Here is a 22879-nt window from a genome sequence, read left to right as displayed (position 1 = left end):
TTCAGTTCACTCCCTTCACGACAACAGGACAGGAACCCCCCGCACATGTCTCTCGACGTCTCCCCGAAGCTCCTCGCCGAAGCCGAACAGGGCGACATCCGCGAGGAGGACTTCGTGGACACCGTCCGCACGTCCCTCCCCTACGCCTATGACCTGATCGCCTCCCTTGCCGGCGAACTCAAGGGCGGCACCGCCGAGTTCACCGACAACCAGACCCCTCCCCCGTCGGAGAAGGAGCGCGGCCAGCTCCTGCGCGCCCTCGCCAGCGACGCCATCCGCGGCAGCCTGGAACGCCACTTCGGCGTGGCACTCGCCTTCCAGAACTGCCACCGGGTGGCGGCGTTCCGCCCGGAATCGCTCCCGGGTGAGACGTACGCCCGCTTCACATCGGTGCGCTCACAGGTGCTGAACCAGTCGCCGGAGTTCCGGGACTGCTGAACCCGGTGTGCGGTGTGGCCCTCCCGGAGCCGGGAGGGCCACACCGTCGGCTACCGCCGTGCCGCCGTCTCGGCCGGCGCCGGCGCGTACCCCGTGGGCCGGGCCGTGAACGTGCCGCGGCCCTGGGTGCGGCTGCGCAGCCGCGTCGCGTAGCCGAAGAGTTCGGCCAGTGGCACGGTCGCCGTGACGATCGCCGAACCGCCGCGCGTGACCGAGCCCGAGACCCGGCCGCGGCGCGCGGCGAGATCGCCGAGCACGGCTCCGACCGCATCCTCGGGCACGGTGACCGTGACCTCGACGACCGGTTCGAGGAGGACCATCGCGCAGGCGCGCAGGGCTTCCCGCAGGCCGAACCGGCCGGCCGTGCGGAAGGCCGTGTCCGAGGAGTCCTTCACATGGGTCGCCCCGTCGGTGAGGGTGACGCGCAGCCCGGTCACCGGGTGCCCGCCGAGGGGTCCCTCGGCCAGGGCGTCCCGGCAGCCGGCCTCGACCGCGCGGACGTACTCCTGCGGGACGCGCCCGCCGACGACCGCCGAGCGGAACGCGAAGCCCTCCTCGGCCGGTTCGACGTCGAGCACGACGTGCGCGAACTGCCCTGCCCCGCCGTCCTGTTTGACGTGCCGGAAGACCAGCCCGGACACCCCGCGCCCGACCGTCTCGCGGTAACTGACCCGCGGACGGCCGACGTTGAGGGCGAGGCCCTGTTCACGCCGTACCTTCTCCACCGCCACCTCCAGATGCAGTTCCCCCATGCCGGACAGCAGGGTCTGGCCGGTCTCGGCGTCGGTGCGGACGACGAGCGAGGGGTCCTCCTCGGTCAGCCGGGCGAGCGCCGACGCCAACCGGTCGGTGTCGACGGAGCGTTGGGGTTCGAGCGCCACGGACACGACCGGTTCGGCCGCGCTCGGCGGTTCCAGTACCAGCGGGGCGTCCGGTGCGCACAGCGTCGAGCCCGCCCGGGCCGACTTCAGCCCGACGACGGCGACGATGTCTCCGGCGACCGCCCGCTCCAGCGGGGCGTGCCGGTCGGCCTGGACCCGCAGGATCCGTCCGACGCGCTCGGTGCGCCGCGCGCCCGCGTCCCACACGGTGGCTCCCTTCTCGATCGTTCCCGAGTACACCCGCACGTACGTCAGCCGTCCGGTCGGGGTGGCGTTCACCTTGAACGCCAGGGCGGCGAGCGGCGCCGCCGGATCGCAGGGCCGCTCCTCGCCCTGCTCGCCCCGCACGGCGGGGACGTCCAGCGGCGAGGGCAGGTACGCCGCCACCGCGTCCAGCAGCGGCTCGATCCCGCGGTTGCGGTAGGCCGAGCCGCACAGCACGACCACGCCGTCGCCGCTGCGGGTGAGATCCCGCAGCGCCGCCGTGAGGGTGTCCGCGGAGAGCGTCTCCCGGTCGCAGAACTCCTCCAGCGCGGCCGGGTGCCGTTCGGCGACGGCTTCCTCCAGGATCCGGCGTCGCCTGAGCGCCTCCTCGCGCAGACCGTCGGGCACGGGGCCCTCCGCGAAGGTGTCCTCGGACCAGGTCAGCGCCCGCATCCTCAGCAGGTCGACGACTCCGGTGAAGCCGTCCTCGCGGCCGATGGGCAACTGCACGACCAGCGGGGCCGGATGCAGTCGCCGGCGGATCGACTCGACGGCCGTGTCGAGGTCGGCGCCCGCGCGGTCCAGCTTGTTGACGAACGCGATCCTCGGCACGCCGTGCCGGTCGGCCTGCCGCCACACCGACTCGCTCTGCGGCTCCACGCCCGCGACCGCGTCGAACACCGCGACCGCCCCGTCGAGCACCCGGAGCGAGCGCTCCACCTCGTCGGCGAAGTCGACGTGTCCCGGGGTGTCGATCAGGTTGATCCGGTGCCCGTCCCACGCGCAGCTGACGGCGGCCGCGAAGATGGTGATCCCGCGGTCCCGCTCCTGCGGGTCGAAGTCGGTGACGGTCGTGCCGTCATGGACCTCGCCGCGCTTGTGGGTGGTCCCGGTGGCGAACAGGATCCGCTCGGTGACGGTGGTCTTGCCGGCGTCGACGTGGGCGAGGATGCCGAGATTGCGGACGACGGCGAGCGGGTTGAGGTGGTTGGTGCGCACGGCCCAGGGCCTTTCGGTGCTGTGATGACAGGGCAGCGCGATGACCCGTACGGCATGACGGCACGTCAAAAGGACGTGCTACGGCGGTGAAAGGGCCGTTCAGACAGGCGTGACGGGTGTCCGGTGCCGGCCGCGCAGCGGGCACCGGAGGGGCGAGGACACGAGGATCACGTCGTACGACGCCCGGGGGACGGCGACAGCGGTGCGTGCGCACATGGCCGTACTCCCCTCACTCGTCGTTCCTGGTCATGGTGAGTGTAGGGAGCGGGCCACGGTGGCGCACGGGGTTTTCGGCCGGTCAGCGGCGCAGGCCCTGGAGACCGTCGTAGGCGGACATGACGAGGTCCAACCCCCGGGTGTCCTCGGCGGGTTCACGCATCTGGTCGGTCGCGTACGCCACCACCATGCGGGCGTCGGGGTCGATCATGACGAGCGAGCCGCCCCAGCCGCCCCAGCCGAAGGAGTTCCCGAAGAGGCCGTACCCGAGGCCGTAGCGCTGGGTCATGCCGATCACGCGGTCCTCGCCGCTGAACTGCTCCTCGCGGGCGCGCGCGGCGCCCGCCGCCGACAGCAGCCGTACGCCGCCGACCGTCCCTCCGCAGGCGAGGGCGGACTGTACGAGCGCGATGGAACGGGCGTTGCCGAAGCCGCTGGCGGCGGGGATCTGCGAGCGCCGCCACGCCGTGCTGTTGGCGTCCCGCACGCGCATCGCGGTGCCGGGGGTGGGTGCGGCGTCGCGGTTGGCGGAAGCCGCGGTGTAGTCCTCGTCCCGGCCGGGCGGCGGGAGGGTCCGGGCGACCCGGTGGTCGTGCTCGGCGGGGAGCCCGATGTGGAAGTCGGCGCCGAGGGGCCCGGTGACTTCGTCGGCGAGGAACTCACCGACGGTACGGCCGGTGATCCGGCGCAGGACCTCGCCGACCAGGAATCCCTGGGTGAGCGAGTGGTAGCCGGCCGCCGTGCCGGGCTCCCAGAGGAGCGGCTGGGCGGCGAGCCGGGCGGTGGCGGCGGGCCAGTCGTAGATCTCTTCGACCGGGCCCTCCCAGTGGGGCAGTCCGGCGGTGTGCGACAGCAGGTGCCGTACGAGCACCTTTTCCTTGCCCGCGGCGGCGAACTCGGGCCAGTAGCGGGCGACTTGGGCGTCCAGGTCGAGTTCGCCGCGGTCGGCGAGGATCAGCGCGCACAGGGCCGTCATCGTCTTGGTCGTGGAGAACACGTTGGTGATCGTGTCGTGCGTCCACGGGACGGTCCGGTCGGCGTCGGCGAAGCCGCCCCAGACGTCCACCACCGGTTCACCGTCCACGAAGACGGCCACCGAGCCGCCGACGTCCCCCTCGTCCAGCAGCGCGGCCAGTCCGTTGGGGACCGCGGAGAACAGATCGTCGTACGTGCCCTGGATGTCGGCCATGCCGGGTATTGAGCCCCCGGTGCGGGGGCCGGGTCAACCGAATTACGGCGTACGGGCGGGCGTCCGCCGCTCGGGGAGCCGGCTGTGCCCGGACAACGGCTGTACGGCAACCGGCTCGCGGCGCTGTTCGGGGCGGGCGGGCGCGATGATCGTGGGAGCCGTCCCGGGCCTCTCCGGAACTTCTTCGCCGAGTACCTGGCAGCGCGCGAGTCCGTGCCGGGACCAGAGGGCGGCCGTCCACGCGCAGAGCAGCGCGTCGACGAGGTCCTCGCGATGTTTGTAGGGGGCGTCCCGCTCGGGTGAGGGCTCGGTCAGGAGCTGCCGGGAAACCGGGTGGGACGCCGGCCGCAACGGTGGATCGGCCTCGGCCAGACCCGCGAGGCGGGCGATCAGTTCGTCGCACACCCGGGCGCGTGCGGACCGCCAGCCCTGCGGCGGCCGCCGCCCGGGGCGCTTGTACCGGGGGCGCTCCTGGTCGTAGCCGAGCTCGGCGGCGCCGACGAGTGTCGTGTACGGGTAGCACTCGGACAGGACGAGCCCGTCGGCCGGCGGACCGTCGAGGCCGTCGTGATACGTCCAGCCGGATTCCTGGAGCCGTTCGCGCAGCAGGACTCCGGCCTGGTGGCGGGAGTTCCGGTTGGTGCTGTTCGCGCTCACCTTCCAGCGGCCGTACCGGCGGCCGACCTCGCGCTCGCAGGGTCGCTGGCCCGTGGGGTTGTCGACGACGAGGGGAGCGTCGACGAAGGCCAGGGTCGATCCGTCGACGGTCACCTCGGCGATCCACGCGAGGGTGTCCTCGACCCCTCGGGTCCAGCCGCAGTCGATCACCGTGCCGGTTCCGTCGATGATCGCGACACCGGTCTCGCGCGGACCGATCCGGGTGCCGGTCGGGGCCCAGGCGAGGTCGACGCCGACGAACCGCTGCATTCCCATGGCCCGGTGGTACCAGAGGAGCCCTGACACGCGAAAGACCCCCGCTCAGCGGGGGTCTTCGTCAGTGTCCGAGGGGGGACTTGAACCCCCACGCCCGATAAAGGGCACTAGCACCTCAAGCTAGCGCGTCTGCCATTCCGCCACCCGGACCAGGTGTCTGCCGCCTTGACAGGGGTGTTCCCCGCGGCGACACGGACAACAATACCAAGCTTTCGCAGTGCCCTTCACCTGCATATCCGTCCGACCAGGAGCTGTGACGACAGTATTCTGTATACTGTCGTCACCCAAACGGCCCCGGCTCGGAGGCGACATGGAAGATCTGGATTCCGCGGTGGTAATGGGCATGGCGGCCCAGGCGCCCGACGGCATAGTGATCACCGACAGCGAAGGTCTCATCCGCTACTGGAACCGGGGTGCGGAGCGCATCTTCGGGTTCCCCGCGGCCGACGCGGTGGGGCGGAGCCTGGACATCATCATCCCCGAGCGGCACCGCAAGCGGCACCAGGAGGGCTTCGACGCGGCCATGGAGCGGGGCTACAGCAAGTACGGCGAGGCGGACCTGCTGAACGTGCCGGCACTGGCGGCGGACGGTCGCAAGCTGTCCATCGAGTTCAGCGTGGTGCTGCTGTCGGGACCCGACGGCGGCAGCTACTGCGGTGCGGTCATCCGGGACGTCACCGCGCGGCGCGAGCGGGAGCGGGAGCTGATGCGGCGGCGGGCCGAGGCGTCGGTCTGAGCGCCCACCCCACGGCGAAGGGGCCGTGACCATCAAGGTCACGGCCCCTTCGGCGCATCCCTCAGACGATGACCCCGCTCTCCTTCAGCCGGCCGATCGTCTCCTCGTCGTAGCCCAGCTCGACCAGCACCTCGGAGCTGTGCTCGCCCAGCAGCGGCGCGCCGACGATCTCCGGCTTGAAGGAGGAGAACTTCACGGGGCTGCCGACGGTCAGATACGTGCCGCGGCCCTTCTGCTCGACCTCGACGACCGTGCCGCTGTTGCGCAGGTCCTCGTCGTAGGCGATCTCCTTCATGCTCATCACCGGGGCGCAGGGCACCTCCCACTCCCGCAGGATGTCCACCGCCTCGTACTTCGTCTTGTCCGCGAGCCACTTCTCGATCTCCTCGAAGATCTCGAAGATGTGCGACTGGCGGGCGCGCGCGGTGGCGTACTCCGGGTCCTCGGCCCACTCGGGGTGGCCGATCACCTCGGCGGTGCGCTTCCAGTTCTGCTCCTGGACAGTGAAGTAGATGTAGGCGTTCGGGTCGGTCTCCCAGCCCTTGCACTTGAGGACCCAGCCGGGCTGTCCGCCGCCGCCCGCGTTGCCGCCGCGCGGTACGACATCGGTGAACTCGCCGTTCGGGTACTGCGGGTACTCCTCCAGGTAGCCGACCCGCTCCAGCCGCTGCTGGTCGCGCAGCTTGACGCGGCAGAGGTTGAGGACGGCGTCCTGCATGGAGACGGAGACCTTCTGGCCCCGGCCGGTCCTCCCCCGGTCGATGATCGCGGTGAGGATGCCGATCGCCAGGTGCATGCCGGTGTTGGTGTCGCCGATGGCGGCGCCGGAGATGGTGGGCGGGCCGTCCCAGAAGCCGGTGGTGGAGGCGGCGCCGCCCGCGCACTGGGCGACGTTCTCGTAGACCTTGAGGTCGTTCCAGGACGACTGGTCGTTGAAGCCCTTCACCGAGCCGAAGATGAGGCGCGGGTTGAGTTCCTGGATGCGCTCCCAGGTGAAGCCCATGCGGTCCAGGGCGCCCGGGGCGAAGTTCTCCACGAGCACGTCGGCGTCCTTGATGAGCTTCTCCAGGACCTCCTTGCCCTCGCTGGTCTTGGTGTTGATGGCGAGGGAGCGCTTGTTGCTGTTGAGCATCGTGAAGTAGAGCGCGTCCAGGTCCTCGATGTCCCGGAGCTGACGGCGGGTCACATCGCCGCCGTTGGGGCGCTCGACCTTGAGGACGTCGGCGCCGAACCAGGCGAGCATCTGCGTGCAGGCGGGACCGGCCTGGACCCCGGTGAAGTCGATCACCTTGATTCCGGCGAGCGGCTTTTCACTCATGTGTGCTTCCTTTTCGTGAAGTTACGTGGTCACTTGGCGGCCGGCGTGATGTTGCCGACGGTGATGCCCTTGGGGTTGAGGTGCGAGATGTGGCCGCTCTCGGTGCCGGCCGAGGGGTCGATCACGCAGTCGATGAGCGCCGGACCGCCCAGGGCGAGGGCTTCGGTCAGGGCGGCGGTGACCTCGGCGGGGGTGGTGGCGCGGTAGCCCTTGCCGCCGAACGACTCGATGAGCAGGTCGTGACGGGCCGCCGACATGAGGGTGGTGGGCGCGGGTTCGTCGTCGTACGGGTTGGTGTCGTCGCCGCGGTAGACCCCGCCGTTGTTCATGATCACGGTGACGACGGGGAGCTTGTAGCGGCAGATCGTCTCGATCTCGATGCCGCTGAACCCGAAGGCGCTGTCGCCCTCGATGGCCACGACCGGTGCGCCGCTCTCGACGGCGGCGGCGATGGCGTACCCCATGCCGATGCCCATGACGCCCCAGGTGCCGCTGTCCAGGCGGTGGCGCGGGACGTGCATGTCGATGACGTTGCGCGCGATGTCCAGGGCGTTGGCGCCCTCGTTGACGATGTACGTCTCCGGGTGCTGGTGCACGACGTCCCGTACGGCCTTCAGGGCGCCCATGAACTGCATGGGGTGCGGGTCGGCCTCCAGCCGCTTGGCCATCTTGGCGACGTTCTGCGCCGAGCGCGCCCCGAGCTCCTCGCGCCAGGCCGAAGGCGCCTGGATCTGGCCGGGCTTGGTGCGCTCGGCGAGCGCGTCGAGCACCGACTCGATGTCGCCGACGAGCGGCGCGGCGATGGGCTGGTTGCTGTCCATCTCCTTGGGGTCGATGTCGATCTGGACGAACTTGGCGTCGGGGTTCCAGCCCGTCTGGCCGTGGCCCAGAAGCCAGTTGAGGCGGGCGCCGATCAGCATCACGACGTCGGCCTTCTTCAGGGCGAGGGAACGGGCGGTGGCCGCCGACTGGGGGTGGTCGTCGGGCAGCAGGCCCTTGGCCATCGACATCGGTACGTAGGGGATGCCGGTCGACTCGACGAACTGCCGTACCTTGGCGTCCGCCTGGGCGTACGCGGCGCCCTTGCCCAGCACGATCAGCGGGCGCTCGGCGGAGGCCAGCAGCTCGATCGCGCGGTCCACGGCCTCCGGTGCCGGGAGCTGGCGCGGGGCGGGGTCGACGAGGCGGCTCAGCGTCCGGTCGCCCTCCGCCTTGGGCATGATGGCGCCGAGGACCGCGGCGGGGATGTCGAGGTAGACACCGCCGGGACGCCCGGAGATCGCGGTGCGCAGGGCGCGGGCGATGCCGCGGCCGATGTCCTCCACGCGGCTGACCCGGTAGGCGGCCTTCACGAAGGGCTGTGCGGCGGCGAGTTGGTCCATCTCCTCGTAGTCGCCCTGTTTGAGGTCGACGAGGTGGCGCTCGCTGGAGCCGGAGATCTGGACCATGGGGAAGCAGTTGGTGGTCGCGTTGGCGAGGGCGACCAGGCCGTTGAGGAAGCCGGGGGCCGAGACCGTGAGGGCCACGCCGGGCTTCTTGTTGAGGTAGCCGGCGATGGCGGCCGCGTGTCCGGCGTTGCTCTCGTGGCGGAAGCCGATGTAGCGGATGCCCTGCGCCTGGGCGAGACGGGCCAGGTCGGTGATCGGGATGCCGACGACGCCGTAGATGGTGTCGACGTCGTTCAGCTTGAGCGCGTCGACGACCAGGTGGTACCCGTCGGTGAGCTCGGTCGGAACGTCGGCTGCTGCCGCGGTCTCCAGGGTCGAGGGAGCGGTCATGGTCCGAGGTCCTCCTTGGGCAGGTCCTGCCGGAGCGGCTACTTCTCTCACCATCCGCAGCGCGTTCGCCCGCGTCCAAGACCCATCGGCGACCAGCCGATAAACGGCGTCTATCGACAGCAGGTGGGAGGCCTCGCAACTCCCTTGATAGACAGCTGCTATCGGGCGTTCGCCAGCGGGTATTGGACGCGCACCGGGGGTCACCGCACGCTCGCAGAGGACGTTTCAACGGAGCTGTGCGAGGGGGTGGGGTCATGGCCGTTCCGGCCGCGGCATCCGTGCGCGACGCGAACCGGTACCGACCTCCGCAGGTCTCGGGCCTCGCCGATCTCCTCGACCGGCAGGTGCGTGAACGCCCTTCCGCCCGGGCCCTGGTGGTGACTGGCGAGCGCGTGCAGCTGTCGTACCGGGCACTCGCGGCCCTCGCCGACGACGTGGCCGCGCGGCTCGACGGGGCGGGGCTGCGCCGCGGGGACGCCGTCGGGCTGATCTGTGCCAACACGGCGGAGTTCGTCGTGGGGCTGCTCGGTGCGGCGCGGGCCGGGACGGTGGTGGCTCCGCTGGACCCGGCACTGCCGGAGCCTCAACTCGCGGCGAGACTGGCGGGGTTGGGTGCACGGGCCGTCCTCTTCGACACCGCCGTGTCCGGTGCCGTCGTGCTGCCCGTGCCCGCGTGGCCGTTGCGGGTGGACGCCTCCCGTGCCGGTACGGCGACGGTGGTGCTGGAGACCTCGGCGTGCGGTGACCCCCACGTCACCACTGCTTCCGCTGAGTTGTCGGAGCGGGACGCCCTCGTGCTGTTCACCGCCGGCACCACCGCCCGGGCGAAGATGGTCCCGCTGACCCGCGCCAACGTGGCCGCCTCCGTCCAGAACATCTGCGCCACCTACGAGTTGGGCCCGGGGGACGCGACGGTCGCGGTGATGCCGTTCTTCCACGGCCACGGGCTGTTCGCGGCGCTGCTGGCCTCCCTGGCGAGCGGGGGCTGTGTGCTGCTGCCGGAGCGGGGGCGGTTCTCCGCGGGCACGTTCTGGGACGACATGCGGGCGGCGGACGCCACCTGGTTCACGGCGGTGCCGGCGATCCACGAGATCCTCCTCGACCGGTCGGAGCGGGAGCACCCGGGGCCGCGGGCACCGCGGTTGAAGTTCGTACGGAGTTGCAGCGCGCCCCTGAACACCGCGACACAGCGGGCGCTGGAGCGGACGTTCGGGGCACCCCTGCTGTCCGCGTACGGGATGACCGAGTCCTCGCACCAGGCGACCAGCGAACCGCTGCCGCAGCGGGGAGCGCTCCGGCAGGGGTCGGTGGGCCGGCCGACCGGTGTCGCGGTGCGGGTCACGGACGGGAACGGGCGACCGTGTCCGGCGGGTGTCGAGGGCGAGGTGTGGGTGCAGGGGCCCACGGTCGCCCGGGGCTATCTGGCCGACGGCGAGAAGTCGGCCCGGACCTTCGTCGGCGGCTGGCTGCGCACCGGTGACCTGGGCACCCTGGACGGGGACGGGTATCTGTCGCTGACCGGGCGGCTCAAGAACCTCATCAACCGGGGCGGCGAGAAGATCTCACCCGAACATGTCGAGGACATCCTCGCCGGGTGCCCGGGGGTCGCGGAGGCGGCGGTGTTCGCGGTGCCGGACGCGGTGTACGGGCAGCGGGTCGGCGCGGCCGTGGTGGTGCGGGACGGGGACGGCGCCGGGCGCGCGGAGATCCTGCGCTACTGCCGGGACCACCTGGCCCCTTTCGAGGTGCCGGACCGCTTGGAGGTGGTCACCGCGCTGCCGTACACGGCGAAGGGCGGGCTGGACCGGAAGGCCGTACAGGCGCGGTACGCGCGGTGACGGGAGGGGCGCGGGGGTCGCGGGAGCGGTCGTCCGTCCGGTTCAGTGCACCAGGTGCTCGGCCGGCAGGGGGCGGGCGAAGAAGTCGTCCAGGGACAGGCCCGTCGCCGCGTTGACGAACGCCCGCGCGGCGACCGATCCGGGGGTGGCCGCGTGGATGGCCACCGAGACCTGGGCGCCCGCCTCCGGGTCGGTCAGGGGCAGTGCCCGGGTCCGGCCGACGACCGGCATGGCGCGCAGCCAGGTGTGCGGCACGATGCTCGCCCAGCCGCCGCCGCCCACGTGCGCGTAGAGGGAGGCGATCGAGTCCGTCTCGACCTGCGGGGTGACCACGAAGCCCTTCTCCGCGAACACCGTGTCGACGATCTGCCGGATCCGCATGTCGGGGGTGAGCAGGGCGAGGGGCAGCTCGGCCGCGTCCGCCCAGGTCATGGTGGGGCTCTGGGAGACCAGCTGGTCGTCGGAGACCAGCAGCATGTACCGCTCCTGGTAGAGCGGGACGACCTGGAGTCCTTCCTGGTCGTCGGGGTCGAAGTGGGCGATGGCCACGTCGAGTTCGTAGTCGCGCAGCTGGCGGTGGAGTTCCTTCGTCGACAGCCGTGAGCGGACCTGGACCTTCGCCAACGGGTGCGCCGCGCAGAACGCGGCCACGGGCAGGGCGAGTGTCGTGGACGCGGTGGGGTCGGTGCCGAGCCGCAGGGTGCCGGTGATGCCGGACTGCACGGCGGCGACCTCGGCCTTGAAGGCGTCCTGCTCGGCCAGGATCCGTTTGGCCCAGACGACGAGCCGCTCGCCCTCCGGGGTGAGGCCCTGGTAGGTGTGGCCGCGGTTGATCAGCGTGACGTTCAGCTCTCGCTCCAGTTTGGCGATCGCCGCCGAGAGCGCGGGCTGGGAGACGTAGCAGGATTCCGCCGCCCGGGCGAAGTGCCGTTCCCTCGCCACCGCCACGAAGTACTCGAGCTGCCGGAACAGCATGAGCGGCTCCTCCCTGCCCGTGGGATCACTGACTCCATACTGTATGCAGTGCGGAGTGATGTACAGGGAGGAGACGCCACCGGTCAGTGCAGAAGCCTCACGGCGGCCACCACCAGCGGGTCGAGCCCCTCCACGCCGGCGTCGACGAACTCGTGGAGCCGAGTGCGCATGCGCGGGTCCCAGAACCTGCCGATGTGCCCCGCGATCGCCTCGGCGGCCTCCTCCCCCGGCAGATGGCCGAGGTTCCTGGCGATGTCGTTGGCCATCCGGCACTCCGACGGCACGGTCGCTGTCATCTCAGTCCCCCGCCGTCACGAGGTCGGTCCCGGTGGCCGCGGTGTCGCTCGACCGGTCGGGGCGGGCCAGGGCCACCTGGACGGCGGTCACCTTGTACTCGGGGCAGTTGGTGGCCCAGTCGGAGTTCTCGGTGGTGACCACGTTGGCGCCGGTGACGGGGTGGTGGAACGTGGTGTACACGACCCCGGTCGGCATCCGGTCGGAGATCTCCGCGCGCAGGGTGGTCCGCCCGACGCGGCTGGCCAGGGTGACCATGTCGCCGTCGTTGATGCCGCGGACCTCGGCGTCGTGCGGGTGCAGTTCCAGGATGTCCTCGGGGTGCCAGGCGACGTTGCCGGTGCGGCGGGTCTGGGCGCCGACGTTGTACTGGCTGAGGATCCGGCCCGTGGTGAGGACCAGCGGGAAGCGCCGGGTGCTGCGTTCGTTGGTCGGCACGTAGGAGGTGACCACGAACTTGCCCTTGCCGCGGGTGAACTCGTCCACGTGCATGATGGGTGTGCCTTCGGGTGCCTGCTCGTTGCAGGGCCACTGGACGCTGCCGAGCTTGTCGAGGAGCTCGAAGGAGACCCCGGTGAAGGTGGGGGTGACCGACGCGATCTCGTCCATGATCCGGCCGGGGTGGTCGTAGGACATCGGGTAGCCCATGGCGGTGGCGATCTCGCTGACGATCTGCCACTCGTGCTTGCCGGTCTTCGGTTTCATCACCGCGCGCACCCGGTTGATGCGGCGCTCGGCGTTGGTGAAGGTGCCGTCCTTCTCCAGGAAGGAGGCGCCGGGCAGGAAGACGTGGGCGAACTTGGCGGTCTCGTTGAGGAACAGGTCCTGCACGACGACGAGTTCCATGGCTTCGAGGGCGGCGGTGACGTGTCCCAGGTTGGGGTCGGACTGGGCGATGTCCTCGCCGTGCACGAAGAGTCCGCGGAAGCTGCCGTCGATGGCCGCGTCGAACATGTTCGGGATGCGAAGTCCCGGTTCGGCGAGGAGGGTTCCGCCCCAGAGGTTCTCGAAGACGGTTCGGACGGCGTCGTCGGAGACGTGCCGGTAGCCGGGGAGTTCGTGGGGGAAGGAACCCATGTCGCAGGAGCCCTGGACGTTGTTCTGGCCGCGCAGGGGGTTCACGCCGACACCGTCGCGGCCGATGTTGCCGCACGCCATCGCCAGGTTGGCCATTCCCATCACCATGGTGGAGCCCTGGCTGTGCTCGGTGACGCCGAGGCCGTAGTAGATGGCGCCGTTGGGTGCCTCGGCGTACAGGCGGGCGGCGGCGCGGAGTTCGGCGGCCGGGACTCCGGTGATCTCCTCGACGGCCTCCGGGCTGTTCTCGGGGCGGGCGATGAACTCGGCCCACTCGGCGAAGCCTTCGCAGCGAGCGGCCACGAAGTCCCGGTCCGTGAGGCCCTCGGTGACCACGACATGGGCCATCGCGTTGACGACGGCGACATTGGTGCTGGGGCGGAGCTGGAGGTGGTGCTGCGCCTCGATGTGCGGGGAGCGGACGAGGTCGATGCGGCGCGGGTCGACGACGATCAACTTCGCGCCCTCGCGCAGCCGTCGCTTCATCCGGGAGGCGAACACCGGGTGTCCGTCGGTGGGGTTGGCGCCGATCACCATGATGACGTCGGCCTCGGCGACCGAGCGGAAGTCCTGGGTGCCGGCCGACTCGCCGAAGGTCTGCTTGAGGCCGTAGCCCGTCGGGGAGTGGCAGACGCGGGCGCAGGTGTCGACGTTGTTGTTGCCGAAGGCCGCGCGGACCATCTTCTGTACGACGTAGACCTCTTCGTTGGTGCACCGCGAGGAGGTGATGGCGCCGATCGCGCTCGCCCCGTGCCGGTCCTGGATCTCGCGCATCCGGCGGGCGACGGTGCCGATCGCCTCGTCCCACTCGACCTCCCGCCAGGGGTCGGTGATGCGCTCGCGGACCATGGGCTTGAGCCGGCGGTCGGGGTGGGTGGCGTAGCCGAAGGCGAAGCGGCCCTTCACGCAGGAGTGGCCCTCGTTGGCCCCGCCGTCCTTGTACGGGACCATGCGCACGAGTTCGTCGCCGCGCAGTTCGGCCTTGAAGGAGCAGCCGACCCCGCAGTACGCGCAGGTGGTCACGACGGACCTGGTGGGCATGCCGAGTTCGACGACCGAGCGTTCCTGGAGCGTGGAGGTCGGGCAGGCCTGGACGCAGGCGCCGCAGGAGACGCACTCGGAGTCCATGAAGGACTCCCCCGCGCCCGGTGAGACCTTGGAGTCGAAGCCGCGGCCCTCGATGGTGAGCGCGAAGGTGCCCTGGACCTCGCCGCAGGCGCGGACGCAGCGGGAACAGGCGATGCACTTGGACGGGTCGAAGTCGAAGTAGGGGTTGGAGGTGTCCTTCTCGGCGTCGAGGTGGTTGGCGCCCTCGTAGCCGTAGCGGACCTGCCTCAGGCCCACCACCCCTGCCATGTCCTGGAGTTCGCAGTCCCCGTTGGCCGGGCAGGTCAGACAGTCCAGGGGGTGGTCGGAGATGTAGAGCTCCATGACGCCCTGGCGGAGCTTCTCCACCTTCGGGGTCTGGGTGCTCACCTTCATGCCGTCGGCGCACGGGGTGGTGCAGGAGGCCGGGGTGCCGCGGCGGCCGTCGATCTCGACCACGCACAGCCGGCAGGAGCCGAACGCCTCCAGGCTGTCGGTGGCACACAGCTTGGGGATGTCGACGCCCGCCTGGGCCGCGGCCCGCATCACCGAGGTGCCCTCGGGGACGGTCACCGGGAAGCCGTCGATCTCGACCGACACCGTTGCCGGGCCCGGCCGTTCAGGGGTTCCGAAGTCGGGTTCCTTGAGCAGGCTCATGCCGTGCCCTCCGTCGCTCGTACGGGGTGGATCTCCAGGAGTCGACGGCCGCCGAGGAAGTCGTCGGGGAAGTGGGTGAGGGCGCTGCGCACGGGCAGCGGGGTCAGCCCGCCCATCGCGCACAGCGAGCCCTCGGTCATCAGGTCGCAGAGGTCTTCGAGCAGGGCGAGGTTCTCGTCGCGGTGCGTACCGGCGACGATCTTGTCGATCACCTCGACACCGCGCACCGCGCCGACCCGGCACGGGGTGCACTTGCCGCACGACTCCTCGGCGCAGAACTCCATCGCGAAGCGGGCCTGCGCGGCCATGTCGACGGTGTCGTCGAAGACGACCACACCACCGTGGCCGACCATCGCACCGGCGGCCGCGAACGCCTCGTAGTCCATGGGGAGGTCGAACATCGACTCCGGCAAGTAGGCCCCGAGGGGGCCGCCGACCTGCGCGGTGCGGATCGGGCGTCCGGAGTGGGTGCCGCCGCCGTACTCCTCGATGAGCTCACGCAGGGTGATGCCGAAGGCGGTCTCCACGATGCCGCCGTGGGCGATGTTGCCGCCGAGCTGGAACACCTGGGTGCCGCGGGAGCGTTCGACGCCGAGGCGCTGATACGCCTGCGCGCCCTCGGCCAGGACGACGGGCACGGTGGCGAGGGTGAGGACGTTGTTGACCACGGTCGGTTTGCCGAACAGGCCCTCGATCGCCGGGATCGGCGGTTTCGCGCGGACCATGCCCCGCTTGCCCTCCAGGCTCTCCAGCATGGAGGTCTCCTCGCCGCAGATGTACGCCCCGGCGCCGACGCGGACGTGCAGGTCGAAGTCGAGGGCGGAGCCGAGGATGTTCCGGCCGAGCCAGCCGTGCTCGCGGGCGATCCCGATGGCCTGGCGCATCGTCGCGATCGCGTCGGGATACTCGGAGCGGATGTAGAGGTAGCCCTCGCTCGCCCCGACCGCGTGGGCGGCGATCGTCATGCCCTCGATGAGCATGAAGGGGTCGCCCTCCATGACCATGCGGTCGGCGAAGGTGCCGCTGTCGCCCTCGTCGGCGTTGCAGCAGACGAACTTCAGCTCGTCGGTGCAGTCCAGGACGGTCTTCCACTTGATGCCGGCCGGGAATCCGGCGCCGCCGCGGCCGCGCAGTCCGGACGCGGTGACCTCCGCGACCACGTCCGCGGGGGCCAGCCCCAGGGCGGCGCGCAGTCCGGCGAGACCGCCGTGCGCCTCGTAGTCCTCGGTCGACAGGGGGTCGGTGACGCCGACCCGGGCGAAGGTGACCCGGTTCTGGCGTGCCAGCCAGGGGAGTTCGTCGACGACACCGAGGCGGAGGGGGTGGTCGGCGCCGTCGAGCATGCCTGCGGCCAGGAGGTCGTCGACGTCCTCGGGGGCCACCGGGCCGTAGCCGATACGTCCTTGGGGGGTCGCCACCTCGACGAGGGGCTCCAGCCAGAGCATGCCGCGTGATCCGTTGCGTACGACGTCCAGGGCGAAGTCGCCGCGTTCGGACGCCTGTTGGAGTGCCCGCGCGACCTCGTCGGCGCCGACCGACCTGGCCGCCGAGTCGCGGGGGACGTAGACCGTGGCCGTGGAGGGCGAAGGGGTGTTCATGAGGAGACCGTCCCGTTGAGGATCGCGCCCAGTCGGGCGGAGCCGACTCGGCCGTAGAGCCGTCCGCCGGCCTCGACGGACGGGCCGAGCGCGCAGTTGCCGAGGCAGAAGACCTGCTCGACGGTGACCGAGCCGTCGGGCGTCGTCTCGCCGAGCCGAAGCCCGGACTCGCTTGCGTAGCGCACCAGTTGGTCGGCGCCCAGGGCCTGGCAGGCCTCGGCGCGACAGATGCGCACGGTGGTGCGGCCCGCGGGTTCGCGGCGGAAGTCGTGGTAGAAGGTCACCACTCCGTGGACGTCCGCCCGGGAGAGGTTGAGCTCCTCGGCGAGCACCGGCACCGCCTCCTGCGGCACATGGCCCAACTCGGCCTGGAGGGCGTGCAGTACGGGCAGCAGCGGTCCGCGCTCGCCGCGGTGCCGGGCCACCACCCTCCGGACCACGCTCTCGACCGTCCCATCACTGCCGCTGGTCGTCATGATCGCTTCGCCTTCCGTCACGCGGTTCCCCGGCGAGGGGTGCAGGAGACCTAGTTAATACTCCATACAGACTTCTGTATACACAACCGGCCGACATCAGGCCCTAAGGCCAACCGGGCGCCGACAGTGGGCGGTTCAGGACGCGGCGAGGGAGTCGGCCCGGCGGCGAGGGCCCTCCGGGTCGAGGGTCGGCGGGCGGAACGTCTCCGCGGCGGCCCGCAGTTCGAGCAGCCACGGCAGGACCGTGCGCAGCACCAGGTCGAGACCGGCGCCGTCGGTGCCCAGCATCGCCTCGGCCGGCACCAGCACCGGGTCGGCGAGGACGGTGGACGTCGCGCTGCCGCGGGGGCCCGTGGCGCCGGGGCGGGCCGGGACGAACAGGTCGGGGGCGTGCGCCGGTACCGCCCAGAGCGTCAGCCCGTCCGGGGCGGCGAGCGGCCGGGAGGACCAGACGTAGGTGTCGGCCTCCCCCGCCGCGAGCACCGGGCGCTTGCGGCCGCGCAGGGCGACGACGCCCCCGGAGCCGGTGGCGACGGAGCGCGGCGCCAGGAGCCGGGCCTCCGCCGCCGCCCCCTCCGGGGCCCCGTCCTCCGACTCCGCGAGGGCGAGGCTGGCGAGGTGGCGTCCGGCGGCGATCTCGGTGCGCAGCCAGGGGCCGCCGTGTGCCTCGACGACGGCGACGGCCGCGTAGTGGGACTGGAGCACGGCCGCCGTGGCCGGGCAGACGCGCGCGGTCCGTGCGACCACGTCCGCGGCTTCGGCCAACCCCCGGCCTCCGCCGCCGAATGCGGTGGAGACGGTGAGCCCGAGGAGTCCCGCGCCACCGAGAGCCGTCACGGCGCCGCGGGGGAACCGGCCCTGGCCGGCCGTCGCTTCGGCGACTGGTCCGACTGTGCCGGTCAGAACTTCGGAGAGAGCGGTGCGGTACGACACGGGGCGACCCCCTCGGGAGTGGCTGATGGTCCACTGTCGATCGATGATTGCATACAGTATTCTGCATGGGAAGGTGACCGCACAAGGTCAGGCGATCGCCGGACGGCTCGACCCACCAGTCGAACGAGGGAGACGGGACCCATGCCCGACACACCCACCACGACGACCCGCGGAGCGATCAGCAGGCCCACCCCGCTGCGCCAGGCGGTCTACGAGGCCCTCACCGAGCTGATCATCAACGGCTCGCTCACCCCCGGCCAGCACCTCGTCGAGGCGGAGCTGGCCGAGAGCCTCGGGGTGAGCCGGCAGCCGATCCGAGAGGCGCTCCAACGACTCCAGACGGCCGGCTGGGTCGACCTGCGCCCCTCCCAGGGCGCGTTCGTCCACTCCCCCACCACCGAGGAGTGCGCCCAACTCCTCAGCGTCCGGGCGCTCCTGGAGACCCACTCGGCTCGCGGCGCCGCCCAGCACGCAACTCCTCGGGACGTCGCCCGGCTGTGGGAGCTCCAGCAGACGGGGCTGACGGCTCTGGCGGCCGGGGACGCCCGGGCCATCGTGGAGGCGAACGCCGCCCTCCACGGCCACATCACCCACCTGTCCCGCAACGCGGTCCTCGCCGAACTCATCCCACAGGTGGACCGGCGGGTGCGCTGGTACTACATGCCCATCGCCAAGCCCCGCGGCAAGGACGCCTGGAACGAGCACGCGAGGATCATCGAGGCCATCGGCGAGGGCGCTCCCGACCGCGCCGAGGCTCTCATGCGCCGGCACACCCGCAACACCACCGACTTCTACTGCGAGCAGCTCGCCGCGGTGGCCGGCCGGGGCGACTGACCCCGGCCGACCGGCCCTGCGCCCGCCAACGGGCGTGGACCCGCTAGGAGTTCGGGGCGATCTCCCGCAACAACCCCGTCGTCACGTCGAAGACGAAGCCGCGCACATCGTCGGTGTGCGGCAGGAACGGCGAGGTGCGCACTCGCTGCATGGACTGCCGTACGTCCTGGTCGACGTCCCGGAAGGCCTCCACCGCCCAGGCGGGGCGCTGGCCCACCTCCAGCTCCAGTTCGTGCCGGAAGTCCTCGGTCAGGGTCTGGAGTCCGCAGCCGGTGTGGTGGATCAGTGCCACACTGCGGGTGCCGAGCGCGCGCTGACTGATCGTCAGGGAGCGGATGGTGTCGTCGGTGACGACTCCCCCGGCGTTGCGGATGGTGTGGCAGTCACCGAGTTGCAGGCCCAGCGCGGCATGCAGGTCGAGCCGGGCGTCCATGCAGGCCACGACGGCGACGCGCAGGACTGGGCGCGCGCCCATGCCGGGGTCGGTGAATCCGGCGGCGTAGGCACGGTTGGCTGCGACGAGCCGGTCGGTGACCGTCGCGGTTCGGGGTGCTGAAGTCGACATTCGGGGTTACCTCGCTCCGGTCGTGTCGGTCAGATGACGCCGTGCGCCTGGAGGTGCGGCAACTCGTCCTCGGACAGCCCGAGTTCGCCGATGTAGATCTCTTCGTTGTGCTGGCCGAGGAGGGGTGGGGTGGTGATGGTGGTGGGGGAGTCGGAGAGTTTGAGGGGGTTGCCGACGGTGGTGAAGGCACCGCGCTGGGGATGCTCGACCTCGACGATCATGTCGTTGTCGGCGAGGGAGCGGTCCTCGATGATCTCCCTGGTGGACAGGATCGGCCCGCACGGGATGTTGTGGCGGTTGAGCTGTTCCAGGACCTGCCATTTGGGCAGCGTGCTGGTCCATTCCTCGATCAGCTGGAACATCTTCGCCAGCTTCGGCAACCGGGCCTGCGGGGTGGACCATTCGGGATCCTCGGCCAGCTCCGGCCGGCCCATCAACCCGGCCAGCGGGGCCCAGCCGACAGGCTGGACGATCACGTACACGTAGTCATTGGGCCCGCCGGGCGCGCACCGCACGGCCCAGCCCGGCTGCCCGCCACCGGAGGCGTTGCCGGAGCGGGGGACCTCGTCGCCGAAGTCCTCGTTGGGGTATTCGGCCAATGGTCCGTGGGCCAGGCGTTGCTGGTCACGGAGTTTGACCCGGCACAGGTTGAGCACCGCGTGCTGCATCGCCACGTTCACCCGCTGGCCGCGCCCGGTCTTCTCCCTTTGCAGGAGTGCGGCGAGTATCCCGGCCACAGCATGCACTCCGGTACCGGAGTCACCGATCTGCGCACCGGTTGCCATCGGCGGCCCGTCCGGGAAGCCGGTGGTGGCCATCGAGCCGCCCATCGCCTGTGCCACCACCTCGTACGCCTTGAAAGCGGTGTACGGGCCGTCCCCGAACCCCTTGATCGACGCGTACACCATCCTGGGGTTGATCTCCCGGATCCGCTCCCATGTGAACCCCATCCGATCCACCGCACCCGGCGCGAAGTTCTCCACCAGCACATCCGCACCCCGGATCAGACGGGTCAGGATCTCCCGGCCCCGCTCCGTCTTCGTGTTCAAGGTGATGCTGCGCTTGTTGCAGTTGAGCATCGTGAAGTACAGCGAGTCCGCCCCCGGCACATCCCTGAGCTGCCCCCGCGTGACATCCCCGCCCGGCGCCTCCACCTTCACCACATCCGCCCCCAGCCACGCCAGCAACTGCGTCGCCGACGGACCCGACTGCACATGCGTCATGTCCAACACCCGCACACCATCAAGCGCCAACGTCATGTTCGCCACCTCATCCCTGCGTCGTCGTGTGTACGTCGGTGCCTCACGGCATCAGCTGGTACTCGGGGAAGTTGCCGGGCAGCCGCTCGCCGGCGGGGCCCTGGGTGACGGCGCGCACGAGGAGTTCGCCGCCGACGAAGGCGCCGCGCCAGGAGGCGCCGAACCCGCCGAACAGTTCGTCGCGGTCGCCGCGGGAGCGCGGGGTGCCGTGTCCCACCTTGAACGCGCGGATCTGCGGGGCGAGTCGGTCGAAGGTCGCCCGGTCGTCGGTGGAGAGGGTGGCGACGAGGGCGCCGTTGGAGGCGTTCATGGCGGCGAGGAGTTCCGCTTCCGTGTCGACCAGGACGATGGTGTCGACCGGGCCGAAGGGTTCCGCGTGGTGCAGGGGCGAGGAGGGGGGTGGGTTGAGGAGGGTGACCGGCTGGACGTACGCCGAGGTGTCCTGGCCGGGCAGGAAGCGGGCGTCCGCCTCGCTGCCGCGGTGCACGGGGACGGCTCCCCGGTTGATGGCCTCGGCGACCTGGTCCCGGAGTTCCTTCGCCTTGGCCGCGTTGATCACCGGGCCGAAGTCGAGGGACGGGTAGGGGTCGTCGGGGTGCGCGACGGCGAGGGGGTGTCCGAGGCGCAGGGTGCGGACCGCGGGGAGGTAGGCGGCCAGGAACTCGTCGAACAGCTCGCGCTGGACGACGAAGCGCGGGTAGGCGGTGCAGCGCTGCTTGCCGTAGTCGAAGAGCTTGGGGATGACGGCGGTGAGCGCGTCCCAGTCGGTGAAGTTCCAGATGCCCCAGGTGTTGAGGCCTTCCTGTTCGAGGACGTGCCGCTTGCCGAGGTCGGCGACGGCCGTGGCGACGGCGGCCCCGGTGTCGCGGCCACCGACGAAGGAGACGCAGCCGATCTCGGGCGCCCGCACCAGCGCCTCGGACAGCTCTGACCCGCTGCCGCTGACGAGGGTGACGGGGATGCCCTCGCGGGCGGCGAGCGCGCAGGCCAGGGTGAGGCAGGCGACGCCGCCGTCGGTGGGGGTCTTGGCGATGACCGCGTTGCCCGCCAGTGCCTGGACCAGCAGGGCGTGGACGAGCACGCTCATCGGGTAGTTCCAGCTGGCGATGTTGGACACCGGGCCGTCGAGCGGGGCCCGGCCCTCGACCATCGGCTCGATGCCGTCGACGTACCAGCGCACGCCGTCGATGGCCCGGTCGACGTCGGCCTGCGCGAGCCGCCACGGCTTGCCGATCTCCCAGACGAGGAGCAGCGCGAGGAGTTCGCGGTGCTGGGTGAGGGCGTCGAGGGTGGCTGCGACGCGGGCCCGGCGTTCTTCGAGGCGGACGTGCCGCCAGGCGCGGTGCTGGTCGAGGGAGGCGCGAACGGCCTGGTGGGCGGCTTCCCGGTCCAGGCGCGGCGGGCCGGCGATGGGGCTGCCGTCGACAGGGCTGGTGGCGGGCAGCGCCCGGCCGTCGGCCCGCCAGGCGGAGTCCCAGAGGTTGAGGACGCGGTCGTCGCGGAAGGCCTCGGGGGCGACGGCGAGGCAGCGCTGCCAGGCGTCGTTCCAGGAGGTGCCGGACTTCACCACGAGGTGGCTGGAGTTGAGGGTGGTGGTCATGCGATGTCTCCGCTCTCGGTGCACAGTCGGGGGCGGGGTGTTGAGGGAAACGCGACGGACGGTTCCACGTACGCGTCGCGTGGTTCGGGTCAGGCCTGAGGGGCCTTGCGAACGGTGTCCAGCAGGGAGAGCACCAGGCGGGCCGTCTCGCTCGGGGTGGCGCCGACCTTGACGCCGACCGCTTCCAGCGCCGCCTTCTTCGCCTGGGCCGTGCCCGCGGAACCTGACACGATGGCGCCGGCGTGGCCCATGGTCCGGCCCTCGGGCGCGGTGAAGCCGGCGATGTAGCCGACGACGGGCTTGGTGACGTGATCCCGGATGTGGGCGGCGGCCCGCTCCTCCGCGTCACCGCCGATCTCCCCGATGAGGACGACGAGTTCGGTGTCGGGGTCGTCCTGGAAGGCGGCCAGGCAGTCGATGTGGCTGGTGCCGACGACGGGGTCTCCGCCGATGCCGACACAGGTGGAGAATCCGATGTCCCGCAGCTCGTACATGAGCTGGTAGGTGAGCGTGCCGGACTTGGACACCAGCCCGATCCGGCCGGACCGGGTGATGTCCGCCGGGATGATGCCCGCGTTGGACTGGCCGGGGGTGATCAGGCCCGGACAGTTGGGACCGATGATCCGTGTCCCCTTCTTCTTCGCGTACGACGTGAAGGCGACGGTGTCGTGGACGGGGATGCCCTCGGTGATGACGACGACGAGACCGATCCCGGCGTCGACGGCCTCCACAACGGCCGCTTCGGCGAAGGCGGGCGGCACGAAGACGACGGTGACGTCGGCTCCGGTGGCCCGGATGCCGTCGGCGACCGATCCGAAGACGGGCACCACCCGGTCGTCGAAGTCGACGGCCCGGCCGGCCTTGCGCGGGTTCACGCCGCCGACGACGTTCGTGCCGGCGGCGAGCATGCGCCGGGTGTGCTTCATGCCCTCGCCGCCGGTCATGCCCTGGACGAGGACCCTGGACTCCTTGGTCAGGAAGATGGCCATGTCCCG

19 protein-coding genes and 1 tRNA gene are annotated in these 22879 nt (G+C 71.1%); 4 read left to right on the top strand and 16 right to left on the bottom strand.

Annotated elements, in window-relative coordinates:
• Positions 1–45 precede the first annotated feature (45 nt).
• A complete protein-coding gene (locus AC2XR2_RS36525) occupies positions 46–438 on the top strand; it encodes an SCO5389 family protein (RefSeq protein ID WP_449349163.1) in 393 nt (130 codons plus the stop codon).
• A 50-nt stretch (positions 439–488) separates the two neighbouring features.
• On the opposite strand, the gene fusA is transcribed toward AC2XR2_RS36525, so the two are convergent.
• The 4 genes from fusA to AC2XR2_RS36505 form a co-directional block, all read right to left on the bottom strand.
• A complete protein-coding gene (gene fusA / locus AC2XR2_RS36520) occupies positions 489–2522 on the bottom strand; it encodes an elongation factor G (protein ID WP_381305448.1) in 2034 nt (677 codons plus the stop codon).
• 298 nt (positions 2523–2820) lie between these two features.
• Entirely contained in the window at positions 2821–3927 is a 1107-nt protein-coding gene (locus AC2XR2_RS36515; protein ID WP_491517394.1) for a serine hydrolase domain-containing protein, read from the bottom strand.
• Between the two features lie 42 nt (positions 3928–3969).
• Positions 3970–4860: a DUF429 domain-containing protein gene (locus tag AC2XR2_RS36510; protein ID WP_491517393.1), complete on the bottom strand. Its 891-nt coding sequence runs from the start codon at positions 4858–4860 to the stop codon at positions 3970–3972.
• A 65-nt stretch (positions 4861–4925) separates the two neighbouring features.
• A tRNA-Leu gene (locus AC2XR2_RS36505) sits at positions 4926–5010 on the bottom strand.
• 160 nt (positions 5011–5170) lie between these two features.
• Between AC2XR2_RS36505 and AC2XR2_RS36500 the strand changes: the two genes are divergently transcribed.
• Entirely contained in the window at positions 5171–5596 is a 426-nt protein-coding gene (locus AC2XR2_RS36500) for a PAS domain S-box protein (protein ID WP_491517392.1), read from the top strand.
• A gap of 61 nt (positions 5597–5657) precedes the next feature.
• On the opposite strand, the gene frc (AC2XR2_RS36495) is transcribed toward AC2XR2_RS36500, so the two are convergent.
• On the bottom strand, positions 5658–6914 hold the full coding sequence (gene frc, locus AC2XR2_RS36495; protein ID WP_381305459.1) for a formyl-CoA transferase: 1257 nt from the start codon (positions 6912–6914) through the stop codon (positions 5658–5660).
• A 29-nt stretch (positions 6915–6943) separates the two neighbouring features.
• Positions 6944–8692, bottom strand: a complete 1749-nt coding sequence (gene oxc / locus AC2XR2_RS36490) for an oxalyl-CoA decarboxylase (protein ID WP_491517391.1) — start codon at positions 8690–8692, stop codon at positions 6944–6946.
• Between the two features lie 254 nt (positions 8693–8946).
• Here oxc and AC2XR2_RS36485 point away from each other — a divergent pair, with 254 nt between their 5' ends.
• The gene (locus tag AC2XR2_RS36485) at positions 8947–10530 is read left to right on the top strand and encodes a FadD7 family fatty acid--CoA ligase (protein ID WP_491517390.1); all 1584 of its coding nucleotides are present in this window, start codon (positions 8947–8949) and stop codon (positions 10528–10530) included.
• Between the two features lie 42 nt (positions 10531–10572).
• Here AC2XR2_RS36485 and AC2XR2_RS36480 read toward each other — a convergent pair whose 3' ends face one another.
• The 6 genes from AC2XR2_RS36480 to AC2XR2_RS36455 form a co-directional block, all read right to left on the bottom strand.
• On the bottom strand, positions 10573–11505 hold the full coding sequence (locus AC2XR2_RS36480) for a LysR family transcriptional regulator (protein ID WP_381305488.1): 933 nt from the start codon (positions 11503–11505) through the stop codon (positions 10573–10575).
• Between the two features lie 83 nt (positions 11506–11588).
• Positions 11589–11801, bottom strand: a complete 213-nt coding sequence (locus AC2XR2_RS36475; protein WP_330263380.1) for a formate dehydrogenase subunit delta — start codon at positions 11799–11801, stop codon at positions 11589–11591.
• Position 11802: 1 nt separating this feature from the next.
• Positions 11803–14619, bottom strand: a complete 2817-nt coding sequence (fdhF, locus tag AC2XR2_RS36470) for a formate dehydrogenase subunit alpha (RefSeq protein WP_491517389.1) — start codon at positions 14617–14619, stop codon at positions 11803–11805.
• Entirely contained in the window at positions 14616–16217 is a 1602-nt protein-coding gene (locus tag AC2XR2_RS36465) for a formate dehydrogenase beta subunit (RefSeq protein WP_491517388.1), read from the bottom strand. Before AC2XR2_RS36465 ends, fdhF begins: the two co-directional genes overlap by 4 nt.
• Positions 16214–16714, bottom strand: coding sequence for an NAD(P)H-dependent oxidoreductase subunit E (locus AC2XR2_RS36460; protein ID WP_491517387.1), 501 nt, complete (start codon positions 16712–16714; stop codon positions 16214–16216). The genes AC2XR2_RS36465 and AC2XR2_RS36460 overlap by 4 nt, the downstream gene beginning before the upstream one ends.
• Before the next feature lie 114 nt (positions 16715–16828).
• Positions 16829–17626, bottom strand: coding sequence for an acyl-CoA dehydrogenase family protein (locus tag AC2XR2_RS36455; RefSeq protein ID WP_491517386.1), 798 nt, complete (start codon positions 17624–17626; stop codon positions 16829–16831).
• A gap of 141 nt (positions 17627–17767) precedes the next feature.
• Here AC2XR2_RS36455 and AC2XR2_RS36450 point away from each other — a divergent pair, with 141 nt between their 5' ends.
• Positions 17768–18460, top strand: coding sequence for a GntR family transcriptional regulator (locus tag AC2XR2_RS36450; protein WP_491517385.1), 693 nt, complete (start codon positions 17768–17770; stop codon positions 18458–18460).
• A gap of 43 nt (positions 18461–18503) precedes the next feature.
• Here AC2XR2_RS36450 and AC2XR2_RS36445 read toward each other — a convergent pair whose 3' ends face one another.
• From AC2XR2_RS36445 to sucD, 4 genes are all read right to left on the bottom strand, one after another.
• Entirely contained in the window at positions 18504–19025 is a 522-nt protein-coding gene (locus AC2XR2_RS36445) for a beta-class carbonic anhydrase (protein ID WP_491517384.1), read from the bottom strand.
• A gap of 29 nt (positions 19026–19054) precedes the next feature.
• Entirely contained in the window at positions 19055–20284 is a 1230-nt protein-coding gene (gene frc, locus AC2XR2_RS36440; RefSeq protein ID WP_491517383.1) for a formyl-CoA transferase, read from the bottom strand.
• A gap of 43 nt (positions 20285–20327) precedes the next feature.
• On the bottom strand, positions 20328–21884 hold the full coding sequence (locus tag AC2XR2_RS36435) for an aldehyde dehydrogenase family protein (protein WP_449349194.1): 1557 nt from the start codon (positions 21882–21884) through the stop codon (positions 20328–20330).
• Between the two features lie 89 nt (positions 21885–21973).
• Positions 21974–22873: a succinate--CoA ligase subunit alpha gene (gene sucD, locus AC2XR2_RS36430; protein WP_381309163.1), complete on the bottom strand. Its 900-nt coding sequence runs from the start codon at positions 22871–22873 to the stop codon at positions 21974–21976.
• Between the last annotated feature and the right edge of the window lie 6 nt (positions 22874–22879).

It is taken from the genome of Streptomyces sp. LS-MS-L19 (genome assembly GCF_058382285.1).
Note: the sequence above shows the minus strand (reverse complement) of the source record. Positions and strands in the feature narration are given on the sequence as shown.